Here is a 22,739-nt window from a genome sequence, read left to right on the forward strand (position 1 = left end):
TTGTGTCGAGGGGGCGGGATGCCTTATCCTGTTCCCTGTCACGCTGCCATGGCAGCGCTTTACCCCGGGATGGATCCTATGCGCCTCTTTACCCTTCGCCCTGTTTCCCACCACGCCGTCCGTTCACCCTCTTTCCCCTTTAAGCGCCGCGCAGCGGCCTTGCTGCTGGCCTGGGTTACCAGTCTGCTGCTGGCCGGCTGTGGTCCGGACAAGCCGGCCACTAAGGCAGAGGCTCCCGCAGCGCAGCAAGAGATCGGAGCCCCGGACGCCGTGGTGCAAGCCAATGCCCGTCAATATCGGGATGCACCGGCGCTGGCGCTGGTTTTCTCCGGCCCCCTGACCCCCAAGGCAAACTGGCAGAGCTGGCTTGCAGTGAGCGAGAGTGGCAAGCAGGTGCAGGGGGAGTGGATCCTGGCCGATGATGGCCGCACCCTCTATTTCCCGAACGTGCAGCCCGACAAGCGTTACGAGGTGACCCTCAAGCCGGGGCTGGGACCCGAACCCCAGCGCTGGACCCTCAAGACCCGGCCACTGGAAGCGGGGGCCTCCTTTACCGCCAGCGGTATGGTGTTGCCGCTGCGCGACGAGCTGCGCCTGCCCATCAGCGCGGTCAACGTAGACGAGGTCAATATCGACTTCTTTCGGGTCGATGCCGCCTATCTGCCGCGCTTTCTGGCCGAGTACAGACCCGGTTCCGGCATGGGCAACTGGGAGCTCGAACAGATCACCAAGCGGGCCAAACGGGTGTTCAGCGGTCGCTATGCGCTGGAGCTGGATCCCAACCGTCGCGAAACCCGCCTCATCAATGTGAAAGAGCCCCAGCTGGCCGAGGCCGGCGTCTATTTTGCGGTGATGTCCCCCCTTGGCAACTACGACTGGCGCAAGGAGACCACCTATTTCGCGGTGAGCGACATGGGGCTCAGTGCCCGTCGCTATCGGGATCGGCTGGAGGTGTTTGTCAGTTCGCTGGCAACGGCCGACCCACTCAAGGATGTGCAACTCTCTCTGCTCGACGAGAAGGGCAACCGGCTGCAGGTGCACGCCACCGACAATCGCGGTCATCGCCGGTTCGATCAGGTGCAGGGAGCCCGCTTGCTGCTGGCGGAGCAGGGCAAGCATCTGGCAGTGCTGCGTCTCGATGGTGCGGCGCTTGACCTCTCCACCTTCGATCTTGGAACCCAACCCTGGCAGGCCCAGCAGTTGTATCTGTTCAGCGGGCGCGATCTCTATCGTCCCGGTGAGCGGCTTGACAGCGAGATCCTGCTCAAAGGGCAGGATGGCCAGCTGCTGCCGGGGATGGCGGTTGAGCTGGAAGTGAAACAGCCGGACGGCCAGCTGCTCGAACAAAAACGGCTGCTGCCGGACAACCTGGGCGCTGCCCACTACGGCCTGCGTCTGCCGATGGATGCGCCGCTCGGGCGCTGGAGCATCAACCTCAAGACCGCCGCTGGCAGTCGCTTCGAGTGGCCCTTCCTGGTGGAGGAGTTTTTGCCAGAGCGCTTGAAACTGCAGCTTGGCAAGGGGCCGGATGGGGAAGTCATGGATCCGGACGCTGCCCTCACTCTGGGGCTTCAAGGTGACTATCTCTACGGCGCGCCAGCGAGCGCCACCAGGGCGAAGGCGGAGGTGAAGATAAGCCGCGCCACCATGCCATTCACCCGGTGGCAGGAGTTCACCCTGGGGGACGTGCTGCTCGGCGAGCAGGCCAAGGCGCTCGATCCCGTCAATCTCACCCTCAATGAGCAGGGACAGGGGACCGTTTCGCTGGCAGATGAACTCGACGGCGTGCGTGCCCTCGGGCCGCTGGAGGTAGCCTATCGTGTGTCGCTCTCCGAGCCCGGCGGCCGCGCCGTCAATCGCAGCCGCACCCAATACGGCTGGCCCGAGGGGAGCCAGTGGCCGGCGCTCAAGGCCGATTTTGTGGCTGATCGGGTGGAGGGAGGCAGGCCGCTGCCGTTCCAGATCCTCAACCTCGATAAACAAGGGCAACCGGTGGCGGGTGAGGTGAAGGTGCGCCTCATCAACGAATACCGCGATTACTACTGGCACTACGCCGATGGCGAGGGGTGGAAATACGAGTTCAACAGCCAACCCTATCTGGAACAGGAGCAGACTCTGCAGCTTGACGGCAAGGGGCCGACGTCTCTCAGTCTGACGCTAGCGGCGGGCTGGTATCGCCTCGAGGTGGAAAATAGCCAGGGTCATCAATCCAGTCTGCGGCTGGAGATCGGCAGCTACGCCTGGGGCGGTGGTGGCGAGCAGGCACGGCCTGACAAGATCGCCATCACCCTCGACAAGCGCGCCTATCTGGCGGGTGACAAGGCCAAAGTGACGCTGGTGGCGCCGCGTCCCGGCAAGGGCTTGCTGCTGGTGGAAGATGGCGACGGCCTGCGCTGGTGGCAGCGCATCGAGCTCAAGGGGGAGGGTGGCGATGCCAAGGATGCCCGCGGCGAGTTCGAGATCCCGGTCAGCCCCGAGTGGCAGCGCCATGACCTGCATATCTCGGCCCAGATCGCCGCGCCAGACAGCGCCTCCAAACCGGTCGGCAAGCAGCAGGGGCAGAGTCTGCGCTCGGTCGGGCTGGTGCCGCTCACCCTGGATCGGGAAGCGCGCCGTTTGCCGCTCACCCTGAGCGCGCCTGATAAAGCGGTGCCGCTTACCCGACTGGAAGTGACCGCCACCTCCACCCCCAACAGTCAGGGCCGCGTGGTGCTGGCGGCGGTGGATCGGGGCGTGCTCAATATCAGCGATTATCAACCCCTCGACCCGTTCGAGATCTTCTTTGGCCGCAAGCGCTTCGCCCAAGATTTGTTCGACAACTACGGGCAAGTGATCCCGCCGCAGGATGGCAAGCTGGCCCGCCTCAACTATGGGGGCGACCGGGCGCCGCTGAAAAAGGGCGGTGCCCTGGAGAGCCGGGTCGAGATCGCCGCGCTCTGGAGCGGCGAGGTGAGTTTTGACGAGCAGGGCAAGGCGCTGATCCCGCTCGAACTGCCCAATTTCAACGGCGAGCTGGCGTTGATGGCGCTGGCCTGGAACGAACAGCAAGTGGGGCAGGCAGAGCGCGCCGTCAAGGTGGTGGCGCCGCTGGTGGCCGAGATAGGCTGGCCGCGCTTTGGCGCGAGAGGCGATGAGACCCGCGCCCTGGTGCAACTGCGCAACATGAGCGGCGAGGATCAGACCCTCTCCCTTGATTGGACCCTGAATGGCGGACTTAAGGCGAACGGCGAGCTACCCAGCACCCTGGCCCTTAAAAATGGCGAGGAGCAGTGGCTGACGTTGCCGCTCACCGTGACCGGGGCGAGCGGGGTAGCGCGTTTGCAACTCGCCGCCAGCGGCAAGGATATCGCGATAAGCCGCGATTGGTCGCTGCCACTGCGCTCTCCCTGGCCGGCCCAGACTCGCCAGCGCTACCAGATGCTGGTACCTGGCCAGCAGATGAGCTTTGCGCCAGACGAGCTGGCCGGGCTGGATGGCGCCAATTTGCAGGGGCTGCTCAGCCTCTCCGGTACGCCCCCCTGGGATCCGGCCGCCCAGTGGCAGGCGCTGGCCGACTATCCTTACGCCTGTCTGGAGCAGACCCTGTCGCGCGCCTGGCCCTATTTGCTCACTACGGCAGAGGAGCGCAAGAGCTGGTCTAAAGGTTTGCCCAAGGCCGACAAACCGCTGAGCGAGGCGGAGCTGCAGCGCGCCTTGCTCCAGCGTTTGCAGCGGTTGCAACTGCCAAGCGGCGGTTTTGGCCTCTGGGACGGTCGCTCCGACGAGGAGCAGTGGCTCACCGCCTATGCCGCCGACTACCTGCTGGCTCGCCAGGAGGCCGGCGATGCGGTGCCGGAAGCCATGTTGAGTCAGGCCCTCAAGCGCCTGCAGAGCTACCTAACCGACAGTCAATACGGGGAGCGTTGGAGCAGCGCCCCCGAGCACAGCCGACTGGCCTATCAGGCTTATAGCGCCTATGTGCTGGCGCGGGTGGGCAAGGCGCCGCTCGCTACCCTGCGCCTTATCTGGGAGCAGCAGGCGGATCACGCCCGCTCCGGTCTGCCGCTGTTGCACCTCTCGCTGGCCTTCTCGGCCATGGGGGATGAGCAGAATTCGGCCAGAGCCCTCGACCGGGCACTGACCACCGAGCGCGGTGACGGCTATCTGGGGGATTATGGCTCTGCGCTGCGCGACCAGGCCCTTGAGCTCTCCCTGCTGCGCCGGCACAAGCTGGCGGAAGATCGCTGGCCAGCCCTCAGTGCCCAGGTGGCCGATACCCTGGCCCATCGTCAGTGGCTCAGCACCCAGGAGCGCCTCGCCCTGCTGCGCCTGGCTCAGGCCGATCCGGCCGCCGGGTGGCAGGCGCGGATCACCTCGTCATCCGGTACTCAACCGGTTGCCGGTGACACCAGCCTGCAGCTTGGCGCCCCCGAGGCGTTGGCGGCCAGCACGGTTACCAACGAGGGCAAGGGCTCGCTCTATGTGCAGCGCACCCTGATTGGCTACCCCGAGCAGGCTCCTGCTCGGTTGAGTCAGGGGATAAGCGTGACCCGCAGCTGGTTCAATGCCGATGGCCAGCGTTTCGATCCGGCCAGGGTGCGGGTCGGCGATCTGGTAGTGGTGCGGCTCAATGTCAGCAGCGAATCGGCGGTGCCCGATGCCCTGCTGGTGGAGATGCTGCCGGCCGGTTTCGAGCTGGAGAATCCGGCCCTTGGCAACAGCATCAAGCTTGAAGACCTGTCGATTGAGGGGAAACCGGCCTGGCAGAGCGAGTGGAACCACTACCTCAAACATCAGGAGTATCGCGACGATCGCTATACGGCGGCCCTCGATCTGAGCGCCGGGAGTAACCAGCAGCTGGTCTACCTGATGCGGGCGGTGACGCCGGGTCACTATCGGGTGCCGCCGACCCAGGTGGAGGACATGTATCGGCCTGAGCTCAGAGCCGTGGGGGAGGACATCCACGAGGTGACCATCTCTGAGTAGCGCACCGATGGGAGAGGGCGGGAGCCTCGCCGCCCTGCGCGCCCGGGCCGGTCAGTGGTTGCGCAATCTGGGGCTTTCCCTGCGGCGCCTGCCACGGGGATTGCGGCTGACAGCCATGGCGCTGGGGGGGCTGGCACTGACGGCGCTGGCGCTGGATCGCGCCTTTCCGCTGCCGCCGCTCGATCCCGCCTATGCGCGGGTAGTGCTCGACATGAAGGGGAGGCCGCTGCGCGCCTTTGCCGATACCAGCGGGGTATGGCGCTATCCGGTGACTTTTGATCAGGTCTCCCCCCGCTATATCGAGGCGCTGCTGGGCTACGAGGATCGCTACTTCTGGCGCCATCCCGGGGTCAATCCGGTGGCCATGGTGCGCGGGGGCTGGTTGTGGCTGCGCCACGGGCGGGCGGTATCGGGGGGCTCGACCCTCACCATGCAGGTTGCCCGCCTGATCGAACCCTATCATAGGAGCGTGCCCGGCAAGCTGCGCCAGATGGCGCGCGCGCTGCAGCTGGAGTGGCACTATGACAAGCGCACCCTGCTCACCGTCTACCTCAACCGGGCGCCGTTTGGCGGCAATCTGGAGGGGGTGCAGGCGGCAAGTTTTGCCTATCTCGGCAAGAGCGCCGCCAGGCTGACCCATGCCGAGGCTGCGCTCTTGGTGGTGCTGCCCCAGGCACCCAGCCGCAACCGGCCGGACCTGCATCCCGAACGGGCTCGCGCCGCCCGCGACAAGGTGATGCAGCGGCTGGTGGCACAGGGTGTCTGGTCCAAACAGGTGTGGCTGGAGGGACGTATCGAGCCGGTGCTGGCCCGCGCCCGTTTCACCCCGATGGAGGCGCCGCTGTTCGCCCGCCTCGCCGCCGACAATCAGTCTGGGGCGCTGGTGCATACCACCATAGACGGCGATCTGCAGCGCTGGCTGGAAGGGCGGGTGGCCAGCTATATCCGCCGCTTCCCCGAGCAGACCTCAGCAGCGCTGCTGCTGGTGGACAACAAAACCATGGCGGTGCGCGCCTATGTGGGCAGCGCCGAGTATGGCAATTTGCGCCGCCACGGTTATCTGGACATGGTGCAGGCGATCCGCTCTCCCGGCTCTACGCTGAAGCCCTTCATCTACGGTCTGGCGATGGACGAGGGGCTGGTGCACTCGGCCTCCCTGCTCTCCGACGCGCCAAGGCTGGGCTCTGATTATCGTCCCGCCAACTTTTCTGGCGCCTTTCAGGGGCCGGTGACCCTTGCCCAGGCGCTGCAGCAATCCCTCAACGTGCCGGCGGTACAGGTGCTGGAGGCGCTTGGGCCGGACAAGCTGGTCAGCCGTCTCGACAATGCCGGGGTGCGGCTGGCGCTCTCGGACAAACCCAATCCGGCCATTGCGCTGGGGGCGGCGGGCATTCGGCTCGAGCAGCTGGTGGCGCTCTACAGCTCGCTGACCCGGCAGGGGCAGGTGGCAATGCCGGTCTGGCTGGCGGGGCAACAGGCGGTGTCGCGCCCCTTGCTGAGCCCGGGGGCCGCCTGGGTCATCTGGCAGATCCTGAGCGCCCAGGGGCGGGCGGATCAGCCCTTTGCCAGCGAGGCGACCGGCCGGGTCAACCGGCTGGCCTGGAAGACCGGCACCAGCTATGGCTATCGCGACAGCTGGGCGCTGGGGGTCTCCGGTCGCTGGACCCTGGGGGTCTGGCTCGGGCGCCCTGACGGTACCCCCATGCCCGGTTTCTACGGCCAGAGCGCGGCGGTGCCGCTGCTGCTCTCGGTCTACTCGCGACTGGCCGACAACAGCCCCTTGCCGACGCAGCCCAACACGGTGAGCGAGGTCGAAGTTTGCTGGCCGCTGGGGCGCAGGGCGAGCGCGACCCTGCCTGAGGCCTGTCTGCAGCGTCAGAGCGCCTGGCTGCTGGAAGGGCGGGATCCCCCCACCTTGCCTGATCCCATGGATTGGCCTTCGCCGCTGAGGCAAGTGGCGTTGACCAAGGAGGGCAAGCCGACGCTGACCCGTTGCCACGATGCAGCGCAATCTGGTTTTCGGGCCCTCTGGCCGCTGTCGCTGGAGCCGTGGCGGGGGTCTGGCGAGCGGCGGCAGGCGCTGCTTGCCAGTGGTTGTGCAGGGGAAGGGCAGAGCGCCGAGCTGCAGGCCCCCATCCGCATCCTGGCGTTGGGAGAGGGCAACCTTGTTCGCAGCCAGCGCTATCGGCTGCAGCCCAAAGTGCTGGGGGGCGTCGGCAAGCCGGCCTGGTTTCTCAACGGCCAGCGGCTGCGCTGGGACGGGGATCAGGTGCTGAGCGAGGCGGGTCGCTACCAGCTGGTGGTGGTGGATGAGGCGGGTAACAGCGATCGCATCGAGTTTCGGCTGGAGAATCCCTCCTGAGGGGAGAGGCTGTGCCTAATTGGCGTGTCAGAATATTGACGACATCGGGGGATGGCTCCGATGTCGTCAGCGGATTGTCGATTTCCCGGCAAGCCGTCTTGGAGTCAGGGCTTGACCTGACCCAACCGGGTGAAGAAGTGTTGGCTCTTGCGCTGGTGGAAGTGGCTCTTCTTGATGGAGTGAAACACCAGGTTGCTGTCTGGATGGCTCGCCTTGAGGCGGTGGATCATCGCCATGGCCGGTAAGCCAGTACTGACGAGCGTGGTGAGCGGCAGGCTGACCGTCTCGGGCCCCAGCAGCTGGTTGAGCCCCTGCTGGGCCTGCTCGAAACGGGTCAGCACGGCGGGCTCGGCGTAGCCGCTGCCCAGCATGGCGAGCAGGGCATCGAGCGCCTGATTAAACTCGGCCAGCTGCTGGCGAAAGCCGCTGCGACTGCGCAGGGCGATGAGCTCGGCGAAGGAGATCTCGCAGAGGTGAGAGGGTACTTGCAGCGGGATTTCGAGGTGGAAGCAATCCTGGCCACCCCGGTTGTGATAGCGGGATTCGAGCAGGTGGAGCAGCCGGTCGAGATAGTCGTGATCGGTGATGAGGGCCCCCTCATTGGCGAGTGCCCACTCGCGGGCGAGTCGCATGGATAGCAGGTTGGCAAAGCGGCGAGCCATCCTGAACCCGCCCTCCTCCCGGCTGGCAAAACCGTGCGCCAGACAGAAACTGTGCAGCCGCTCCAGCCCCGCCTGGGCCGGGCAGAAGCAGTCGTGGTTGGCCGGCGTGCGCCAGCGATCGATCAGCTCCTTGTTGCCAAACACCTTGTGACGCACGAAGTCGGGGGCGATAAGGCCGGCAATCTGACTCTCTATCTGGGGGGTGATGGCGGCAAAGAAGGCGGGCTCGGGGGGCTCAGCCAGCAGATCGGTCTGCTGGCGCAGGGTTTCCAACAGGGCGGTAAGGCCGCTCTTCTCGCTCACGGTGAAGACGAAGGCGAGCCGTTCCAGGTAGAGCAGGGCAAACTTGAGCCAGAGCTCGTCACGTACCTCCATGCCGGGGTAGTAGATATAAGTCTTCATCGGATCAATCTGTTGTCGGGATCTTGCCAGGGCGCAGGGTCGGGAATATACGCAAAATCGCCGCCATGCGGCAAACATTGCGTGGCGGTCTGTGAGCAAACGCTCATCCAGTAGGCGCTGGGCACAAAGTTCTGATATAATTCGCGCCCTTAAATCAAGGTCACCCGAGTCATTACCATGAAGTTCATTATCAAGCTGTTCCCGGAAATCACCATCAAGAGCAAGTCGGTTCGCCAGCGTTTCATCAAGATCCTGCAGGGCAACATCCGCAACGTCCTGCGACGCTTCGACGACGACGCCCGGGTGCGTATGGATTGGGACAAGCTGATCGTGAGCTCGCGCAATGACCAGTTCCGTGACCAGGCCATAGAGGCGCTCGCCTGTATTCCCGGCATCCAGTCCTTCCTCGAGGTACAGGCCAGCAAGTTCACCGATCTGCACGACATCTTCGAGCAGGTCAAGGTGGTATGGGGTGAGCAGCTCAAGGGCAAGACCTTCTGCGTGCGTGCCAAGCGTCACGGCAAGCACGAGTTCTCCTCTCTTGAAATTGAACGCTATGTGGGTGGTGGCCTGAACCAGCACTGCGAGAGCAACGGTGTGCGCCTGAAGAACCCGGATGTGAAGATCAACCTTGAGATCGACGGTGAGGAGCTGTTTATTGTCAGCGCCATCCATCAGGGTTTGAGCGGCATGCCCATCGCCACCCAGGAGGACGTGCTGAGCCTCATCTCCGGCGGTTTTGACTCGGGCGTCGCCTCCTTCCAGTTCATCAAGCGTGGCTGCCGCGTGCACTACTGCTTCTTCAATCTGGGCGGTGCGGCCCACGAGATCGGCGTCAAGCAGGTGGCTTATCACCTGTGGAACCGCTTCGGCTCCTCCCACCGGGTGCGCTTCACCGCGGTGGACTTCGAGCCGGTAGTGGCCGAGATCCTCGAGAAAATCGACAACGGCCAGATGGGGGTTGTGCTCAAGCGGATGATGATGCGCGCCGCCGCCAAGGTGGCCGACGAATTCCAGATCCCGGCCCTGGTGACCGGCGAGTGTGTGGGCCAGGTCTCCAGCCAGACCCTCACCAACCTGAACGTGATCGACCGGGTGACCGACAAGGTGATCCTGCGCCCGCTCATCACCTGGGACAAGCCGGACATCATCAGCGAAGCTCGTCGCATCGGTACCCTGGAGTTTGCCGAGACCATGCCCGAGTACTGCGGCGTCATCTCCAAGAAGCCGACCGTGAAGGCGGATCTTGCCCGCATCGAAGCGGAAGAGGCCAACTTCGACTTCGCCATTCTGGACAAGGTGGTAGCCGAGGCCCGTTACCTCGACATTCGTCGCATCGGTGAAGAGACCGCCGCCGAGGTGCAGGAAGTGGAGACCACCGCCTCGACCGGTGACAACGAGGTGATCCTCGATATCCGCTCCATGGATGAACACGACGAGAAGCCGTTGCTGGTGGAAGGGCGTGAGGTCATGCATATCCCCTTCTTCAAGCTGGCTACCGCCTTTGGCGACCTGCCGAAAGAGAAGACCTACCTGCTTTACTGCGATCGCGGCGTGATGAGCAAGCTGCAGGCGCTCTACCTGAAAGAGAAGGGCTTTGACAACGTCAAGGTGTACCGTCCGTAACGGTTAAGTGACTCTTAATAATAAATCCGGCCAATGAGCCGGATTTTTTATTGCACATCGTGACGGCCGCCCTCAGGGACAGGGAACCGGGGTGAAGGTGGTTTGACCTTGACAGCGCCAGCCCATTTCGGCCTGACGCATCTGCCACAGGTTGTTGCTGCGATAGAGGGTCAGGATGTAGAGCATGTCGCTCTTGTTGCCATCAAGGGCAACGGAGAGCACCAGATCGTTGTCCAGCTGTCTGGCCTGGATACGACTGGGTATGTCGTTGTGGCCGACGAAACGCAATGCTACTTCACGATAATCATTGACCCAGCTCTGGCGTGCACTGCTTGCCTGGCGGATCTGCTGGTTGAACTGCTGTACCGGGGTTGACGCAAGACGGCCGAACAGCACCTGCGCATCGGCTTGCGCCGTTGTCGCATAGATCAGTAACAGTGAAGTGATGAGTCCAAGTTTTTGCATGAGGGATTCCGGCTTACAACACTGGATCCTATGACAACAGAAAAGCCTGCTTGGTTCAACGAACAAGGCCGGGGGGCAAGCCCCCCGCACTTGTCATTGGCTGCGCTGCAACGAGAAAGTAGGCAGTGACAGGTGCCAATAGATGGCGGCGACTCGCAAGCCAAAGACGGTTGTCATGCAGATGAGCATGGCCGTCACCCGATCCACGTTGGCCTCCAGCGCCAGGGTATAGAGGATGCCCCCCAGGATGCAGGCGGTGGCATAGATCTCCTTTTGCAGCACCATGGGGACTTCCCGGGCCAGCACGTCCCGGATCATGCCGCCAGCGACCCCCGTCATGGTACCCATGATCACCGCGATGAGCCCGGGAGTGCCGAAGTTGAGGGCCTTCTGGGCGCCGATCACGGTAAACAGGGCAAGACCGAAGGCATCGGCTACCGGCAATACGTACCAGGGCATGCGTCTGGGTAACTTGACCATCCACATGCCTACAAGCGCCGTGACGATCACCACCCAGATATAGAGGGGATCGCGTACCCAGAACACAGGGGTGGCCCCCAGGATCATGTCGCGGATGGTGCCACCGCCGATGGCGGTGACGGCGGCCAGCACCATGACGCCGAAACCGTCCATCCTTAGCCTCCCTGCAACCAACACTCCCGAAAACGCGAATACCGCAGTACCAAACATGTCGCTGATATAAACAATCTGCTCAACCAGTGTCTGCATGGAGAACAACTTACGTCCAGTTATTGATGGGGTCGCGATTTTAGGGGGCGCGCCGCCTCTGACCAATGGGCGTCTGCAAGAAGTGGGAGCCAGACCAAGTTTTTGCTTGCGGCGACATGGATGGTGAAGCTTGTGTGGCGGGGGAGCAGGTGTGTAAAGGGATATGATGATGCCCGTGTGAAACCAATCCTTCTTTGCTCCATGCCTTCGTTGAAGGATGGATGGCATTTTTTTCCTCAAGTTAAGAGAGAACATGCCGATAAATAGGGTAAGCGGCGCTAATGCGATGAAGCGTTAAAAAAACTGCTAAAGACATCGAAAAAGCAGCCGTTAAATAAGACGCATCAGGCAGGAAAAACAATAAAGCCTGAGTAAATAAAAGAGCAAATTTAATAGCTTAGGAGAATAGTCATGAGTATGTATGTAAATACCAACGTTTCGAGCATCAATGCTCAGCGTAACCTGCGTAATAGCAATATCAATCTGGATACCGCCTATCAGCGTCTGTCATCCGGCCTGCGTATCAACAGCGCCAAGGACGATGCCGCCGGTCTGCAGATCTCCAACCGTCTGACCTCCCAGATCAACGGTCTGAATCAGGGTAACCGTAACGCGAATGACGGCATCTCCCTGGCGCAAACCGCAGAAGGGGCGATGGAAGAGATCACCGGCATGCTGCAGCGGATGCGCACCCTGTCTCAACAATCCGCCAACGGTTCCAACAACACCGATGACCGGATTGCCTTGCAGCAAGAGGTGAACCAGCTCTCTACCGAGATTGACCGTATCGCTGGCGATACCACCTTCGGTGGTACCAAGTTGCTCGACGGTTCGTTCAACGGCACCTTCCAGGTGGGGGCAGATGCCAACCAGACTATCTCCTTCAGTCTGACTGGTTTTTCCTTCAGCATTGCCGGCCTGGCCGGAGCCAATGCGGCAAATACCACTGTATTCGTGGCAGGTGCTAACGGGATCAATATCCAGACCGCATCGGCATCACAGAAAGTACTTGCGGATGTGGACAAACTCATCAAGCAGGTCGATGCCAAGCGTGCCGAGTTGGGTGCGGTGCAAAACCGGATGGAATCGACCATTCGCAACCAGTCCAACATTGCGGAAAACGTCAGTGCGGCGCGAGCTCGGGTACGTGATGCGGACTTTGCGGTAGAGACTGCGAATCTGACGCAGTACAACATTCTGCAACAAGCGGCATCGACCGTACTGGGTCAGGCTAACCAGAGACCCAATGGCGCACTGCAACTGTTGCGTGGTTAAGAATAAAAAAAGAAAGGCGGTTGTTCAGGCCGCCTTTCCGGAGGACGCATCAGAGGGTGTTCGGGAAATCATGTCTCTGATAAGTCACAACACTGTAGTACACTACTAAGCTCAGCGGGCAGTTTATATTCTATAAACCTTCCCGCTCAATTCTCCTGAGCTAAAGCTCGTTGGCCGACCTTGATGTCGGCCTTTTTTATTTTCAGCTTAACAAAGCATAACTCATGCCAGTTATGAAATGCTTTCACCTGCGTGAAAAAAGGAGCCGTACGCTTCTGCTTTATCGCGAACCGTCAAGGTTTTGAGGTGGGAGACAGATCCAGTCATCTCTTCAGACTGTCAAATTGTTGGCTCAATGAGCGCTTGTTGCCATTGGCCCGAGTCAAAACAATGACCCCAGCTTGAGTCTTTGCTCCCCCTTTCTCTGATATACACCTGTGACAATTCAGTTACTTATCTGTTCTTAACCAAAGATAGCCGATGTGTTTGAGCTGCTCTTTGGGGGCGGATTGATCTGAGGGGGGCAATCATTTGCCGCAGGCGGCAAAAAAAAGACTAAAGCTTCGTTCAGCGTGGCCGTTAACCAAGGTAAGCAAAAGATTGGGTGTTCGGGACTCCTGGATTTTGCGGTGTGGTGGGTGATTGTCCGTTCAAACAATCCCCACTGGTCGAGAGTAGACGGGCTCGTTCAACCCTCTACTCCCGGATTGCAACAAGGCTGATGTAAGCGAGGCCTGCAGTCTGTATCGATTGGGAGATTAAATCATGGCTATGTTTATTAACACCAACGTGTCCTCGCTGAACGCTCAGCGTAACTTGATGAATACCAACAAGACACTGGACACTTCATATCAACGTTTGTCGTCCGGTCTGCGTATCAACAGCGCCAAGGATGATGCCGCCGGTCTGCAAATTTCCAACCGTCTGACCTCCCAGGTCAATGGTCTGAATCAGGGTAACCGTAACGCAAACGACGGTATCTCCCTGGCGCAAACCGCAGAAGGTGCGATGGAAGAGATCACCGGCATGCTGCAGCGCATGCGGACTCTGGCACAACAGTCTGCGAACGGTTCCAACAACACGGTAATCCCCCCGAAAAACCAGGGTGCTCATAAGTAGAATTTTCCCGTACCTTGAACGCAGGAGGTTCTACATGAAAACATCACGCTTTAGCGATACCCAGATCATCGCCATCCTCAAACAAGCTGAGGCTGGAGCTCCCGTCCCGGAGCTCTGCCGCGAGCATGGCATCAGCACGACCACCTTCTACAAGTGGCGTTCCAAATTCGGGGGGATGGATGCCTCCCTCATGGCTCGACTCAAGGAGCTGGAGGACGAAAACCGCCGCCTCAAGAAGATGTACGCCGAGGAGCGCCTCAAGGCAGAGATCATCACCGAGGCCATGGCAAAAAAGTGGTAACGCCATCTGCCCGCCGGGAGATGGCGACCAAAGCCGTGACTCACTACGCCATATCCATCCGTCTGGCTTGCCGGATCTTCAAGGTCAGTGAAAGCTGCTATCGCTATCAGCCCGTGCTGGTCGATGAAAACCAGGAAATTGCCGATTGGCTGCTACGTATCACGGCCAGCCAGCGCAACTGGGGCTTCGGGTTATGCTTTTTGTACCTGCGCAACGTCCAAGGCTTTGGCTGGAATCACAAACGGGTATACCGGATCTATCGGGCGCTGGAGCTCAATCTGCGGATAAAACCCAGGAAACGGTTGGTTCGGGCTAAGCCAGAGCCGTTGGCGGTTCCCGACCAGCCTAATCAGTGCTGGTCGATGGACTTTATGCATGACCAGCTCAGCGATGGCCGCTCGGTGCGGCTGTTTAATGTGATCGATGACTTCAATCGTGAAGCGCTGTGCATCGAGGTGGATTTCTCCTTACCCGCCTCACGAGTCAAACGGGCGCTGGAGCAGGTGATCACGTGGCGAGGTAAGCCCGCCATTATCCGATGTGACAATGGCCCGGAATACATCAGCGAAGAGCTCAAGCGATGGGCGAAACAGGAGGGGATAACCCTGGGCTATATCCAGCCAGGAAATCCGCAGCAGAATGCCTACATCGAACGGTTTAACCGCACGGTGCGCTACGACTGGCTGGGCCATTACCTGTTTGAGTCACTGAATGAACTACAGGAGTTTGCCACGAACTGGCTGTGGGTTTATAACCATGAGCGGCCCAATATGGCGCTGGGTGGCTACACGCCGAAACAGCGTCTGGCACAGGCCGCATGACCTCTACTTTTGAATGCCCCTAAAAATGGGGGGATTACCACACCTCCGACCGTACCGCGCTCCAGCAAGAAGTCGACCAACTCTCTACCGAGATCGACCGTATTGCCAGTGACACTACCTTTGGTGGTAAGAAGCTGCTGGATAGCTCCTTCAAGGGTGAATTCCAAGTGGGTGCCGATGCCAACCAGACCATCTCCTTCAGTCTGACCGGTTTCGCGTTCAACGTGGCGGGGATTGCCGGTAATGCTTCAGTGACAACCGCTTTTGCTGCCGGTGCGTCCGGGATCAACATCAGCGCTGCCTCCTCAGCGCAATCCGTACTTGGTGCTGTCGACAAGATGATCAAGTCTGTTGACTCCAAGCGTGCAGAGCTCGGTGCGGTGCAAAACCGGATGGAATCGACCATTCGCAACCAGTCCAACATCGCCGAAAACCTCTCTGCTGCCCGTGCGCGTGTACGTGATGCGGACTTCGCGGTCGAAACTGCCAACCTGACTCAGTACAACATCCTGCAGCAAGCCGCGTCGACCGTGCTGGCGCAAGCCAACCAGCGTCCGAACGGTGCACTGTCGCTGCTGCGTTGATAAGCTGATGAACAGGTATGGAAAGTAGTTGGAGGACATCATGGCAAATGAAGTAAACCTTGGCTCGGCCTCCTCCTATGCTTTTCCAAAAACTGAAAGCAGTAGCCGTGAGGCTACTGCTTTTGTTTTGGCGCAGCAGAAAGAGGATGTGGCGAAGAAGCGTCAGCAAGAGTTGGATGAGGCAGCAAAACAGGAAGCTGCCGCCAAAGAGGAAACAAAATCAGCATCTTTGGAAGAACAGGTACAAGAATTGCAGTCGATCGTATCGATCAAAGGATGGTATCTGAATATTTCCAAGGATAATGAGCTTGGCAAGACCATCGTCAAGCTGCTGGACAAGGATTCGGGAGAGGTGATCCGCCAGATCCCGAGCGAAGAGTTGCTGTCCATATCCAAGCGGTTTCGTGAACTTGAGCAGTCGGGGATCGATGAGAGTCATCGCAAAGGGCTGCTGTTTGATAAATCTGTGTAGAGGGAGGTTTTTATGGGCTCGATAACATCTGCTGGCGTGGGATCCGGCTTGCCACTGGAAGATCTCATTAAAGCATCTTTAGATGCTAAGAAAGCCCAGTTTGAAAAACAGGTTGTGACCCGTGAGGCCAACCTGAAAACCTCGCTTTCTGGTGTCGGCAAGTTGAAATCAGCCATCGACACCTTCAATACAGCCCTTCAAAAGTTGGCAAAGCCGACCGACTTTGCGGGGCGCAAGGTCACCATAAGCCAGGATACGACCAATCCGGTGCTGAACATGACGGCGACGGATACGGCCAGTCAGGGCAAATATGATATCCAGGTTGATCAACTGGCCAAGGGCACCAAGCTCACATCTCAGGAAGGGACATTCAGCTCGCCCAAAGACGTGATTGCCACCGCAGATGGCAAGTTGACCTTCACCGATGGTGATAAATCCTTCGAGGTGGACGTCAAGGCGGGGGATACCCTCGAGCAACTGCGCAAACGGATCAATGCCAAGAGTGACAGCAATTTTGGTGTATCGGCCAACATCATCACCAGCAATGGCCAGTCCCAGCTCGTGCTGGAATCGTCCGTCACCGGCAGTAGCGGCAATCTGCAGATCACGGCCAGTACGCCAGAGCTGCAGAAATTCGATACAAGCAGCCCCTCTTTATCCTTTGATCGGGAAAATGGTGTCGATGCCAAGGTGACCATCGACGGCGTGGAGGTGACCAACTCCTCCAATACCTTTGACAACGTTATTCAGGACTTGAAGTTCACTGTACTGCGGGTTAGTGACAAGGAGTCAGACGGTGTGACCTCCAAGAAAACCAAGGTCACTGTCGAAGACAACATCGATAAAGCCAAAGAAAACATCAATAATTTCGTCAAAGCTTACAATGATTTGCAAACGACCATGGATGCATTGGGCAAAAGGCCCGTGATCGTCGGTGGTAATCGAACCGGGGACCCGGGTGAACTCGCCGGTGATCCGACGCTGTTTGCAATCCGGAATACCCTCTTTAAAGAGCTGTCCAGCGAGACTGGCAGTGGGGCCATCAAGTCGCTGTTTGATATCGGCATCAAGATGGACAAGGATGGAAAACTCTCCGTTGACTCCACAAAACTCGATGACAAATTGAAGTCGGATTTTAATGGCGTATCTGCGCTGTTTTCCGGCAGTGATGGTCTGGCCAAGCGCATTGACCCGCAGATGAAGGAATATACCAAGTCTGCCGGATTGCTGGCTCAGCGTCAGGACGGGATCAATACCCAATTGAAAGACATTGCGCAGAAACGAACCGACTTCAATGCCTATATGGTGACTTATGAAGAAGGCTTGCGTAAAAAATATGCTTCACTCGATGTGATGATCGCCAAGATGAACTCTTCTTCCAATGCCTTGGCTGGCATGTTGATGTAAATATAATTGAGACGGTGTTATGTATCAGCGAAACATTAAAGCATATAAAGCTACGTCACTTGAGGCCGAATTGTCGGTGGCCGATCCCCATCGTGTCATTCAATTGCTTATGCAAGGTTTTCTGGAACGTTTGGCCAAGGCAAAAGGAGCCATCGAGCGTAAGGATTATGAACAGAAATCGATGCTGATTTCGTCTGCTACCGCCATTTTGAATGGCTTGCAAGACTCCCTTGATATGGAACTGGGGGGCATTACCAATGATCTCTATGGCTTGTATGGCTATATGAAGGATCGTTTGCTCGATGCATCAGTTAATATGGATATTGCCGCGATTGATGAAGTCATCGGGCTAATGCTTCCTATCAAGAGTGCCTGGGATCAGGTACCGGAAGAGGAGAAGCAAAAAGCGTATGCGATGCGCCGTGAAAGAGGAGAACTTTCCTGATGCCTGATCTTCGCAATGAAATCATCAGGCTGACGCAACGCATCATGGTATCGCTTGGTGGTGAGGACGAAAACCTCACTACCGCTCTGATAGACGAACGACGGGCGGTGATCGACAAGTTGATTGCCCATCGTGACCCCCAAGTCGACTATAGCGAATTTGTTAAGCAGGTGTCTGAACTGGATGCTCAGATTGTCGACACGCTTTCCCAACATAAAAATGAAGTGGCTGAATCAATTTCATTGCTCAGCAGAAGCAGCAAAGCGTTGGCGTCATATAATAAAAACCGTGGAGAGTTCTAATGCCATCGTTAAATGATATCATTCATCGTTCGGAAGATGAGTTGCAACGTTTGACATTGCAACATCAGCAAGAAATTGCATTGGCACAACTAATCCCGGTTCGTTTTTCACAGAATATCGACGCCTTCCAGAAATATATTCCTTCGATAGCCGAACAGTTTTCATCCTACAAGCCAAGCGCCGATTTTGAGATTTTTTGTACCGAGAATGGTATTGCCAATTTGCGTTGGCAGGAGAGCGGCCATATTTTATATGGCGAAGATCCATTCGATGAATGCCTGCAACAGATCGAAGCCGCATTGGCATCCGGTGGATTGATAAAGTTTGGCATCGAGCGGCAATGGGATCCTTTCCAGCAGCAGCACTTTCTCTATACCAATGCATTGCAGAATGTGATTGCTGAATTCAGCAAACAGAATACCGCCAGCACTGAGACTCTTCCTCACGATATTCCACTGATGCTTATGTTTGGCCTGGGCCTTGGCTATCAGTTGGGATATCTCTACGAACGCAAGAACATCGCCAATCTGTTTGTTTTTGAACCGAATCAGGATCTTTTCTACGCTTCCTTGTTCTGTTTTGATTGGGCGCCATTGCTTGATTACATCGCTGAAAACAAACTGGGTATTCACATCTTTCTGGGGCAGGATGAACACGTCATCATGCAGGATCTCAAGGATGCGGTGAATAAAAAAGGTGCATTTTTATCCTCCCAAGTGTTTGGCATGTCCCACTACCAATCGGCAGTGCTCTCATCGCTACAAGCTCAAATAGCCAAAGAGTTCTATTCGCTGGCGATGGGGTGGGGCTTTTTTGATGACAGCCTGTTTGGCCTCGCAAATGGCGTTGACAATATCCTTGCCGGCGCCCGTTTTCTGAGTCTGAAAAACCGACTGCCCACACCCCTCAAAAAAACGCCAGTCTTTGTCATCGCCAATGGCCCGTCGCTGGATGCGGATATTGAATTTATCAGGGCGCATCAGCATCAGGCCATATTGATTGCATGCGGTACGGCAATCTCCTCGCTCTATAGGGCGGGCATTACGCCGGACATATATATTGCAGTCGAGCGGGTGAACATGGTTGCGGCACATCTTGCCCAGATGAATGCCAGCGACTATTTGCAGGATATCCTGATGATTGCTCCGGATGTCATTCATGCCGATACCAAGCGTATGTTCAAACGATATGTGCTCGGTATCAAGGCTGACGAGCCGCTTTACGTCCTGTTGTGCAATCATTTTGACTGGGCGGCAGAACTGCAGTGCTTGAGTTGCATCAATCCGCTGGTGGGCAACCTGGGGATCAGTTTGCCGCTGCACCTTGGTTTTGAACGCGTTTATCTATTCGGGCTTGATAATGGATTCAAATCTGCTGAGCATCATCACTCCCGCTTGAGCGGTTATTATGATGAAAAGGGCAATCCTATCGCCGCTTATAAAGATATGGCGTTGGCGCTGGCTGACAATATCAGGCCTGCCAACTTTGGCGGTGAAGTGCAAACCAATCAGCTATTTTCTGCCTCTGTGATGATGGCTGAATTTCTGGTTCAGCATTGCCCGGATGCAAACATATACAACTGCTCCGATGGCGCTTTGATCAAGGGTTGTGAACCGCTGAAGAGCCGGGATATTGTGGATTTGCCACCCATGCTTGATAAGAAGGTGCTGGTTGATTATATCTACAACGACATGGCCATCTCGGTGGATACCTCTCGTGATGCGATCGAGCCGCTGCTTGACGTTGATCTGTTTGCCCGGGTGATGGAGTTGATGAAACAGGATTGGGCTGCCGATTTTGCCTCACGGGCCATGCTGGTGGAGGCGATGCAACGCAGCATGGAATATATCAACGTGATCCGGGAGAGCAGGCAGTCTCATATCCATAACATACTGTTTGGCTCTCTCAACGGCATGTTTACCCTGTATCTGGCGATAGCCTATTTCAACGATGATGAAACCTTGTGCATGGCATGTGTCAATGAGCACAGGCATCTCTTTGTGGAATTTCTTGATCGTATGGGAATGATTTATCCCCATGCCCTCGACTATATCCAGGGAAGACACATCGCGGCTGTGCCAGGTTTGGCTTATCAGTTGTCATAATATTTTGACATCTTGAGCTGTCAGAACAATCAAAGCCCTCCCGTCAGAGACGATGGAGGGCTTTTTTGTATGAGGTGTAGAACGTGAAGCCGGGGAGGGCGTCACCCCTTGTCGGTCATTTCGAAGAGGGCGATGAGTTCATATTCGAGTTCGTCGGCCAGAGCCAGCCAATCCTCACGCTCTTGTTGCTCCAGTATGCGCTTGATGAGCACGGGCAGCAGTTGCTGCTGTTGTACCGGCCAGCTCAGGCTCTCGGATGCGGCTTGCTCCAGCAAGGCAGGAAGCGTCTGGATTGCCTCCAGAGACAAGCCAAGGCGAAAACGTTGCGCCAGTGCAGTGAGTTGGGCTGTCAGAGAGGCACTCATTGGGTTATCTCCGGGTGATAGTGACTGCCCTGGATATGCGCACCATCCTTGCAGGTGTTCCAGAAACGAACCTCGGGGTGACGATCTATGTAGCGCTCCAGCTCACACAGGTAGCCGGCAAAGTTCAGGGTCGTGGCCACCCGATTGCCATGGCCATCGTGCACCCAATGACGCGCCGTATGGGCACTCGGGCCAAGTGAACCATCTTGCCAACCGGTATGGGTTTGATTGCCCGGGAATGCGAAGTCGACGCCCATCAAGATGACATTGTTGGCCCCCATCTTGACGGCCAGATCCACGGCCGGGTGGATCACGCTCCCTCCTGAATGCAGCACGCCTCTGGGCAAGCTGGTGCGCAGGGCCTCATAGGTCTGGCTCATCGAGTAGGCGCCATAGCGCGGCCCCTGCCAGGCGGCCAGCGTCTCATGGGGCAGCATGGGGAAGTAGACCAGCTTGACCTCTTCGGAGCCGTGAGCTGGCAGCCTGTCCTGACCTATCAGGTGATCGATCGTGACGACCAGATCCGGCTTGATGTGGTGCGCGAGCAGCGTCCTGTAGGCCGTATCGACACATATGATGAGTGGTCGTGTGGGTAGTTTCGCAAGTCCGCCTAGATAGGGCAGGTGACGTGCCAGTGTCGGGCCGGTGGCGATGATCAGCGCCGTGCAGCCTGGCCGGGAGCCAAACAGCTTGGTCACGTCGGCATCGTGGGCCAGTAGCTCGCGATTGCTTTCTAGTCGCGCCAGGCGTTCTGGGTCATCGGCTTTGAAGCGCCGATTGACGAATGGCAGGTTGATCTCGCTGATCAGCCGATCCCGGATGCGGACAGCAGCATCGTCGACCAGCAGCAGCTCGGCCGGCAAGGCGAAGAAGGGTAACCGGATCTCCTGGTCATCTCCCGCCATGGTGAGCACGACCCTGGGATCAGCGAGCCAGTCATCCTGCTCCAGCAGGCGCAGTACCAGCGCAAACAGGGCGCCATTCATGATCTTCACTTCCAGACGGCGCAAGCTGCAGCGTTGCAACAGCACGCGGGGCAGATCGCCAAGCCCGGTGCCATAAATATGCAGTACGGGCTCTTCGGGCAGGCTGGTGGCCTGTAGCTCGGCTTCCTTTACCCTGTCGTGACGGCTGGTGAGCTGGATCCCGTCGACGCTGAGGGTGGAACCCAGTCCCTCGGTCAGTTCAACCTGGAGGTGCGTTACATCTTGCGCCAACAGGCGGGGCCAGAGGGTGGGCCAGCGCTCGCTGATAAGCTGGCCATGGCGAGCAAACAGTTCCTCATTCATCCTGTGCTATCCACTCCCAATCCAGCGGCTGGTTGGCGCTCATGTCCCGGGTAACCCGCTTGCCGAGGAGGCGATCGTAATCGGCCGGGGGCAGGCCAATGGCGGGCCGAACCGACTTGATGTGGGCTTCGGTCAGGCGCTCTCCGGCTGCAATCTCCTTGACCAGATAGAGGGAGCGGCGAAATGCGCGGTTGCCCTGCTCGCTCGGGGTGAGTTGATAATCGGCCACGCCGAGCGCTGCCTGGGCGGTATTGACCGAGGCAACCAGCTCGGCAAGCTCGGCGGGCTCCATGGAGAAGGCGCAATCCGGTCCGCCATCCGCCCGGGCCAGAGTGAAGTGCTTCTCGATGAGGGTGGCACCGAGTGCGGTTGCCGCAATGGCGGTGGCGCTGCCCAGCGTATGGTCAGAAAGCCCCACCTCGATGCCAAAGCGCTGGCGCAGCATGGGGATGACCCGCAGGTTGTATTCGGCCGCAGGCGCCGGATAGCCACTGACGCAGTGCAGCAGCGCCAGCTGGCCGTTGCCATGTTTGAGCGCCATCTCTACCGCGGCGGCGATCTCGGCTTCATTTGCCATGCCGGTAGACATGATGAGGGGCTTGCCAGTCTGGGCGGCACAGCGAATGAGGGGCAGGTCTACCAGCTCGAAGGAAGCAATCTTGTAAGCCGGGCAATCAAGGGATTCCAGCAAATCGACTGCGCTGAAATCGAACGGGCTGCTAAATACCGTGAGCCCCAGCTCGCGCCCTTTGGCAAACAGCGCCTGATGCCACTCCCAGGGGGTATGGGCCCACTCGTAGAGGTCATAAAGGCTGTGGCCATCCCACAGGCCGCCATGGATCTGGAATTCGGGTCTATCGCTTTTGAGGGTGATGGTATCGGGGCGATAAGTTTGCAGTTTGACTGCGCTGGCTCCCGCCTCCTTGGCGGCGGTCATGATCGCCAGGGCGCGCTCCAGGTTGCCGTTATGGTTGGCCGACAGTTCGGCGATCACATAGGGGGGCTGCGTCGGGCCGATGGATTGATGGGCAATCTGCATCTGT

Annotated in this window: 16 protein-coding genes and 2 pseudogenes; 12 read left to right on the forward strand and 6 right to left on the reverse strand. The window is 58.5% G+C overall.

Annotated features, from left to right (window positions below; genetic code table 11):
• Together I6L37_RS13015 and pbpC are read left to right on the forward strand one after the other, a co-directional pair.
• Entirely contained in the window at positions 1-4,965 is a 4,965-nt protein-coding gene (locus I6L37_RS13015; protein WP_216992053.1) for an alpha-2-macroglobulin, read from the forward strand.
• A 115-nt stretch (positions 4,966-5,080) separates the two neighbouring features.
• Positions 5,081-7,327, forward strand: a complete 2,247-nt coding sequence (pbpC, locus tag I6L37_RS13020; RefSeq protein ID WP_216994167.1) for a penicillin-binding protein 1C — start codon at positions 5,081-5,083, stop codon at positions 7,325-7,327.
• A gap of 104 nt (positions 7,328-7,431) precedes the next feature.
• Here the strand turns inward: pbpC and I6L37_RS13025 are convergent, their stop codons facing one another.
• Positions 7,432-8,391 carry a hypothetical protein gene (locus tag I6L37_RS13025; RefSeq protein WP_216992054.1) on the reverse strand — a complete coding sequence of 320 codons (960 nt, stop codon included), beginning with the start codon at positions 8,389-8,391 and terminating at the stop codon, positions 7,432-7,434.
• Positions 8,392-8,568: 177 nt separating this feature from the next.
• Here I6L37_RS13025 and thiI point away from each other — a divergent pair, with 177 nt between their 5' ends.
• The gene (thiI, locus tag I6L37_RS13030) at positions 8,569-10,017 is read left to right on the forward strand and encodes a tRNA uracil 4-sulfurtransferase ThiI (RefSeq protein ID WP_216992055.1); all 1,449 of its coding nucleotides are present in this window, start codon (positions 8,569-8,571) and stop codon (positions 10,015-10,017) included.
• A gap of 72 nt (positions 10,018-10,089) precedes the next feature.
• On the opposite strand, the gene I6L37_RS13035 is transcribed toward thiI, so the two are convergent.
• A complete protein-coding gene (locus I6L37_RS13035; protein ID WP_042025514.1) occupies positions 10,090-10,482 on the reverse strand; it encodes a hypothetical protein in 393 nt (130 codons plus the stop codon).
• Between the two features lie 93 nt (positions 10,483-10,575).
• Positions 10,576-11,211 (reverse strand): trimeric intracellular cation channel family protein, encoded by a 636-nt coding sequence (locus I6L37_RS13040; protein ID WP_026458511.1) that lies wholly within the window; start codon positions 11,209-11,211, stop codon positions 10,576-10,578.
• Between the two features lie 411 nt (positions 11,212-11,622).
• On the opposite strand from I6L37_RS13040, the gene I6L37_RS13045 reads away from it, so the two are divergent.
• The 9 genes and pseudogenes from I6L37_RS13045 (at position 11,623) to I6L37_RS13085 (ending at position 20,042) form a co-directional block, all read left to right on the forward strand.
• Positions 11,623-12,486, forward strand: a complete 864-nt coding sequence (locus tag I6L37_RS13045) for a flagellin (RefSeq protein WP_216992056.1) — start codon at positions 11,623-11,625, stop codon at positions 12,484-12,486.
• Positions 12,487-13,251: 765 nt separating this feature from the next.
• A pseudogene (gene flaA / locus I6L37_RS13050) lies at positions 13,252-13,569 on the forward strand (flagellin A); the annotation flags it as partial.
• Positions 13,570-13,639: 70 nt separating this feature from the next.
• Positions 13,640-14,727, forward strand: a protein-coding gene (locus I6L37_RS13055) for an IS3-like element ISKpn10 family transposase (RefSeq protein ID WP_099368947.1) whose coding sequence is annotated in 2 segments (ribosomal slippage) — positions 13,640-13,892 and positions 13,892-14,727 — 1,089 coding nt in all. Because the reading frame shifts where the segments join, the coding sequence is not laid out codon by codon here.
• A 38-nt stretch (positions 14,728-14,765) separates the two neighbouring features.
• Positions 14,766-15,311 (forward strand): annotated as a pseudogene (locus I6L37_RS13060) (flagellin); the annotation flags it as partial.
• 40 nt (positions 15,312-15,351) lie between these two features.
• On the forward strand, positions 15,352-15,783 hold the full coding sequence (locus I6L37_RS13065; RefSeq protein ID WP_216992057.1) for a flagellar protein FlaG: 432 nt from the start codon (positions 15,352-15,354) through the stop codon (positions 15,781-15,783).
• Between the two features lie 12 nt (positions 15,784-15,795).
• The gene (fliD, locus tag I6L37_RS13070) at positions 15,796-17,190 is read left to right on the forward strand and encodes a flagellar filament capping protein FliD (RefSeq protein WP_216992058.1); all 1,395 of its coding nucleotides are present in this window, start codon (positions 15,796-15,798) and stop codon (positions 17,188-17,190) included.
• Between the two features lie 19 nt (positions 17,191-17,209).
• Positions 17,210-17,635 carry a flagellar export chaperone FliS gene (fliS, locus tag I6L37_RS13075; RefSeq protein ID WP_026456324.1) on the forward strand — a complete coding sequence of 142 codons (426 nt, stop codon included), beginning with the start codon at positions 17,210-17,212 and terminating at the stop codon, positions 17,633-17,635.
• Positions 17,635-17,937, forward strand: coding sequence for a hypothetical protein (locus I6L37_RS13080; protein ID WP_042025521.1), 303 nt, complete (start codon positions 17,635-17,637; stop codon positions 17,935-17,937). The genes fliS and I6L37_RS13080 overlap by 1 nt, the downstream gene beginning before the upstream one ends.
• Positions 17,937-20,042 (forward strand): 6-hydroxymethylpterin diphosphokinase MptE-like protein, encoded by a 2,106-nt coding sequence (locus I6L37_RS13085; protein WP_201940079.1) that lies wholly within the window; start codon positions 17,937-17,939, stop codon positions 20,040-20,042. The genes I6L37_RS13080 and I6L37_RS13085 overlap by 1 nt, the downstream gene beginning before the upstream one ends.
• Positions 20,043-20,143: 101 nt before the next feature.
• Here the strand turns inward: I6L37_RS13085 and I6L37_RS13090 are convergent, their stop codons facing one another.
• The 3 genes from I6L37_RS13090 to pseI are packed head-to-tail and all read right to left on the reverse strand — an operon-like array spanning position 20,144 to position 22,735.
• A complete protein-coding gene (locus I6L37_RS13090) occupies positions 20,144-20,407 on the reverse strand; it encodes a hypothetical protein (RefSeq protein ID WP_180907247.1) in 264 nt (87 codons plus the stop codon).
• On the reverse strand, positions 20,404-21,696 hold the full coding sequence (locus I6L37_RS13095) for a motility associated factor glycosyltransferase family protein (RefSeq protein WP_216992059.1): 1,293 nt from the start codon (positions 21,694-21,696) through the stop codon (positions 20,404-20,406). The genes I6L37_RS13090 and I6L37_RS13095 overlap by 4 nt, the downstream gene beginning before the upstream one ends.
• Positions 21,689-22,735 (reverse strand): pseudaminic acid synthase, encoded by a 1,047-nt coding sequence (gene pseI / locus I6L37_RS13100; protein WP_216992060.1) that lies wholly within the window; start codon positions 22,733-22,735, stop codon positions 21,689-21,691. Before pseI ends, I6L37_RS13095 begins: the two co-directional genes overlap by 8 nt.
• Positions 22,736-22,739 lie beyond the last annotated feature (4 nt).

This window comes from Aeromonas sp. FDAARGOS 1407 (assembly GCF_019048725.1).
In the GTDB taxonomy this organism is placed as follows: Bacteria; Pseudomonadota; Gammaproteobacteria; order Enterobacterales; family Aeromonadaceae; genus Aeromonas; species Aeromonas enteropelogenes.

Bases quoted from the DNA above. Each gene is read 5' to 3' on its own strand.
- pbpC (WP_216994167.1), top strand. From the start codon at position 5,081: ATGGCGCTGGGGGGGCTGGCACTGACGGCGCTGGCGCTGGATCGCGCC.
- I6L37_RS13025 (WP_216992054.1), bottom strand. From the start codon at position 8,391: ATGAAGACTTATATCTACTACCCCGGCATGGAGGTACGTGACGAGCTC.
- thiI (WP_216992055.1), top strand. From the start codon at position 8,569: ATGAAGTTCATTATCAAGCTGTTCCCGGAAATCACCATCAAGAGCAAG.
- I6L37_RS13035 (WP_042025514.1), bottom strand. From the start codon at position 10,482: ATGCAAAAACTTGGACTCATCACTTCACTGTTACTGATCTATGCGACA.
- I6L37_RS13040 (WP_026458511.1), bottom strand. From the start codon at position 11,211: ATGCAGACACTGGTTGAGCAGATTGTTTATATCAGCGACATGTTTGGT.
- I6L37_RS13045 (WP_216992056.1), top strand. From the start codon at position 11,623: ATGAGTATGTATGTAAATACCAACGTTTCGAGCATCAATGCTCAGCGT.
- I6L37_RS13065 (WP_216992057.1), top strand. From the start codon at position 15,352: ATGGCAAATGAAGTAAACCTTGGCTCGGCCTCCTCCTATGCTTTTCCA.
- fliD (WP_216992058.1), top strand. From the start codon at position 15,796: ATGGGCTCGATAACATCTGCTGGCGTGGGATCCGGCTTGCCACTGGAA.
- fliS (WP_026456324.1), top strand. From the start codon at position 17,210: ATGTATCAGCGAAACATTAAAGCATATAAAGCTACGTCACTTGAGGCC.
- I6L37_RS13080 (WP_042025521.1), top strand. From the start codon at position 17,635: ATGCCTGATCTTCGCAATGAAATCATCAGGCTGACGCAACGCATCATG.
- I6L37_RS13085 (WP_201940079.1), top strand. From the start codon at position 17,937: ATGCCATCGTTAAATGATATCATTCATCGTTCGGAAGATGAGTTGCAA.
- I6L37_RS13090 (WP_180907247.1), bottom strand. From the start codon at position 20,407: ATGAGTGCCTCTCTGACAGCCCAACTCACTGCACTGGCGCAACGTTTT.
- I6L37_RS13095 (WP_216992059.1), bottom strand. From the start codon at position 21,696: ATGAATGAGGAACTGTTTGCTCGCCATGGCCAGCTTATCAGCGAGCGC.
- pseI (WP_216992060.1), bottom strand. From the start codon at position 22,735: ATGCAGATTGCCCATCAATCCATCGGCCCGACGCAGCCCCCCTATGTG.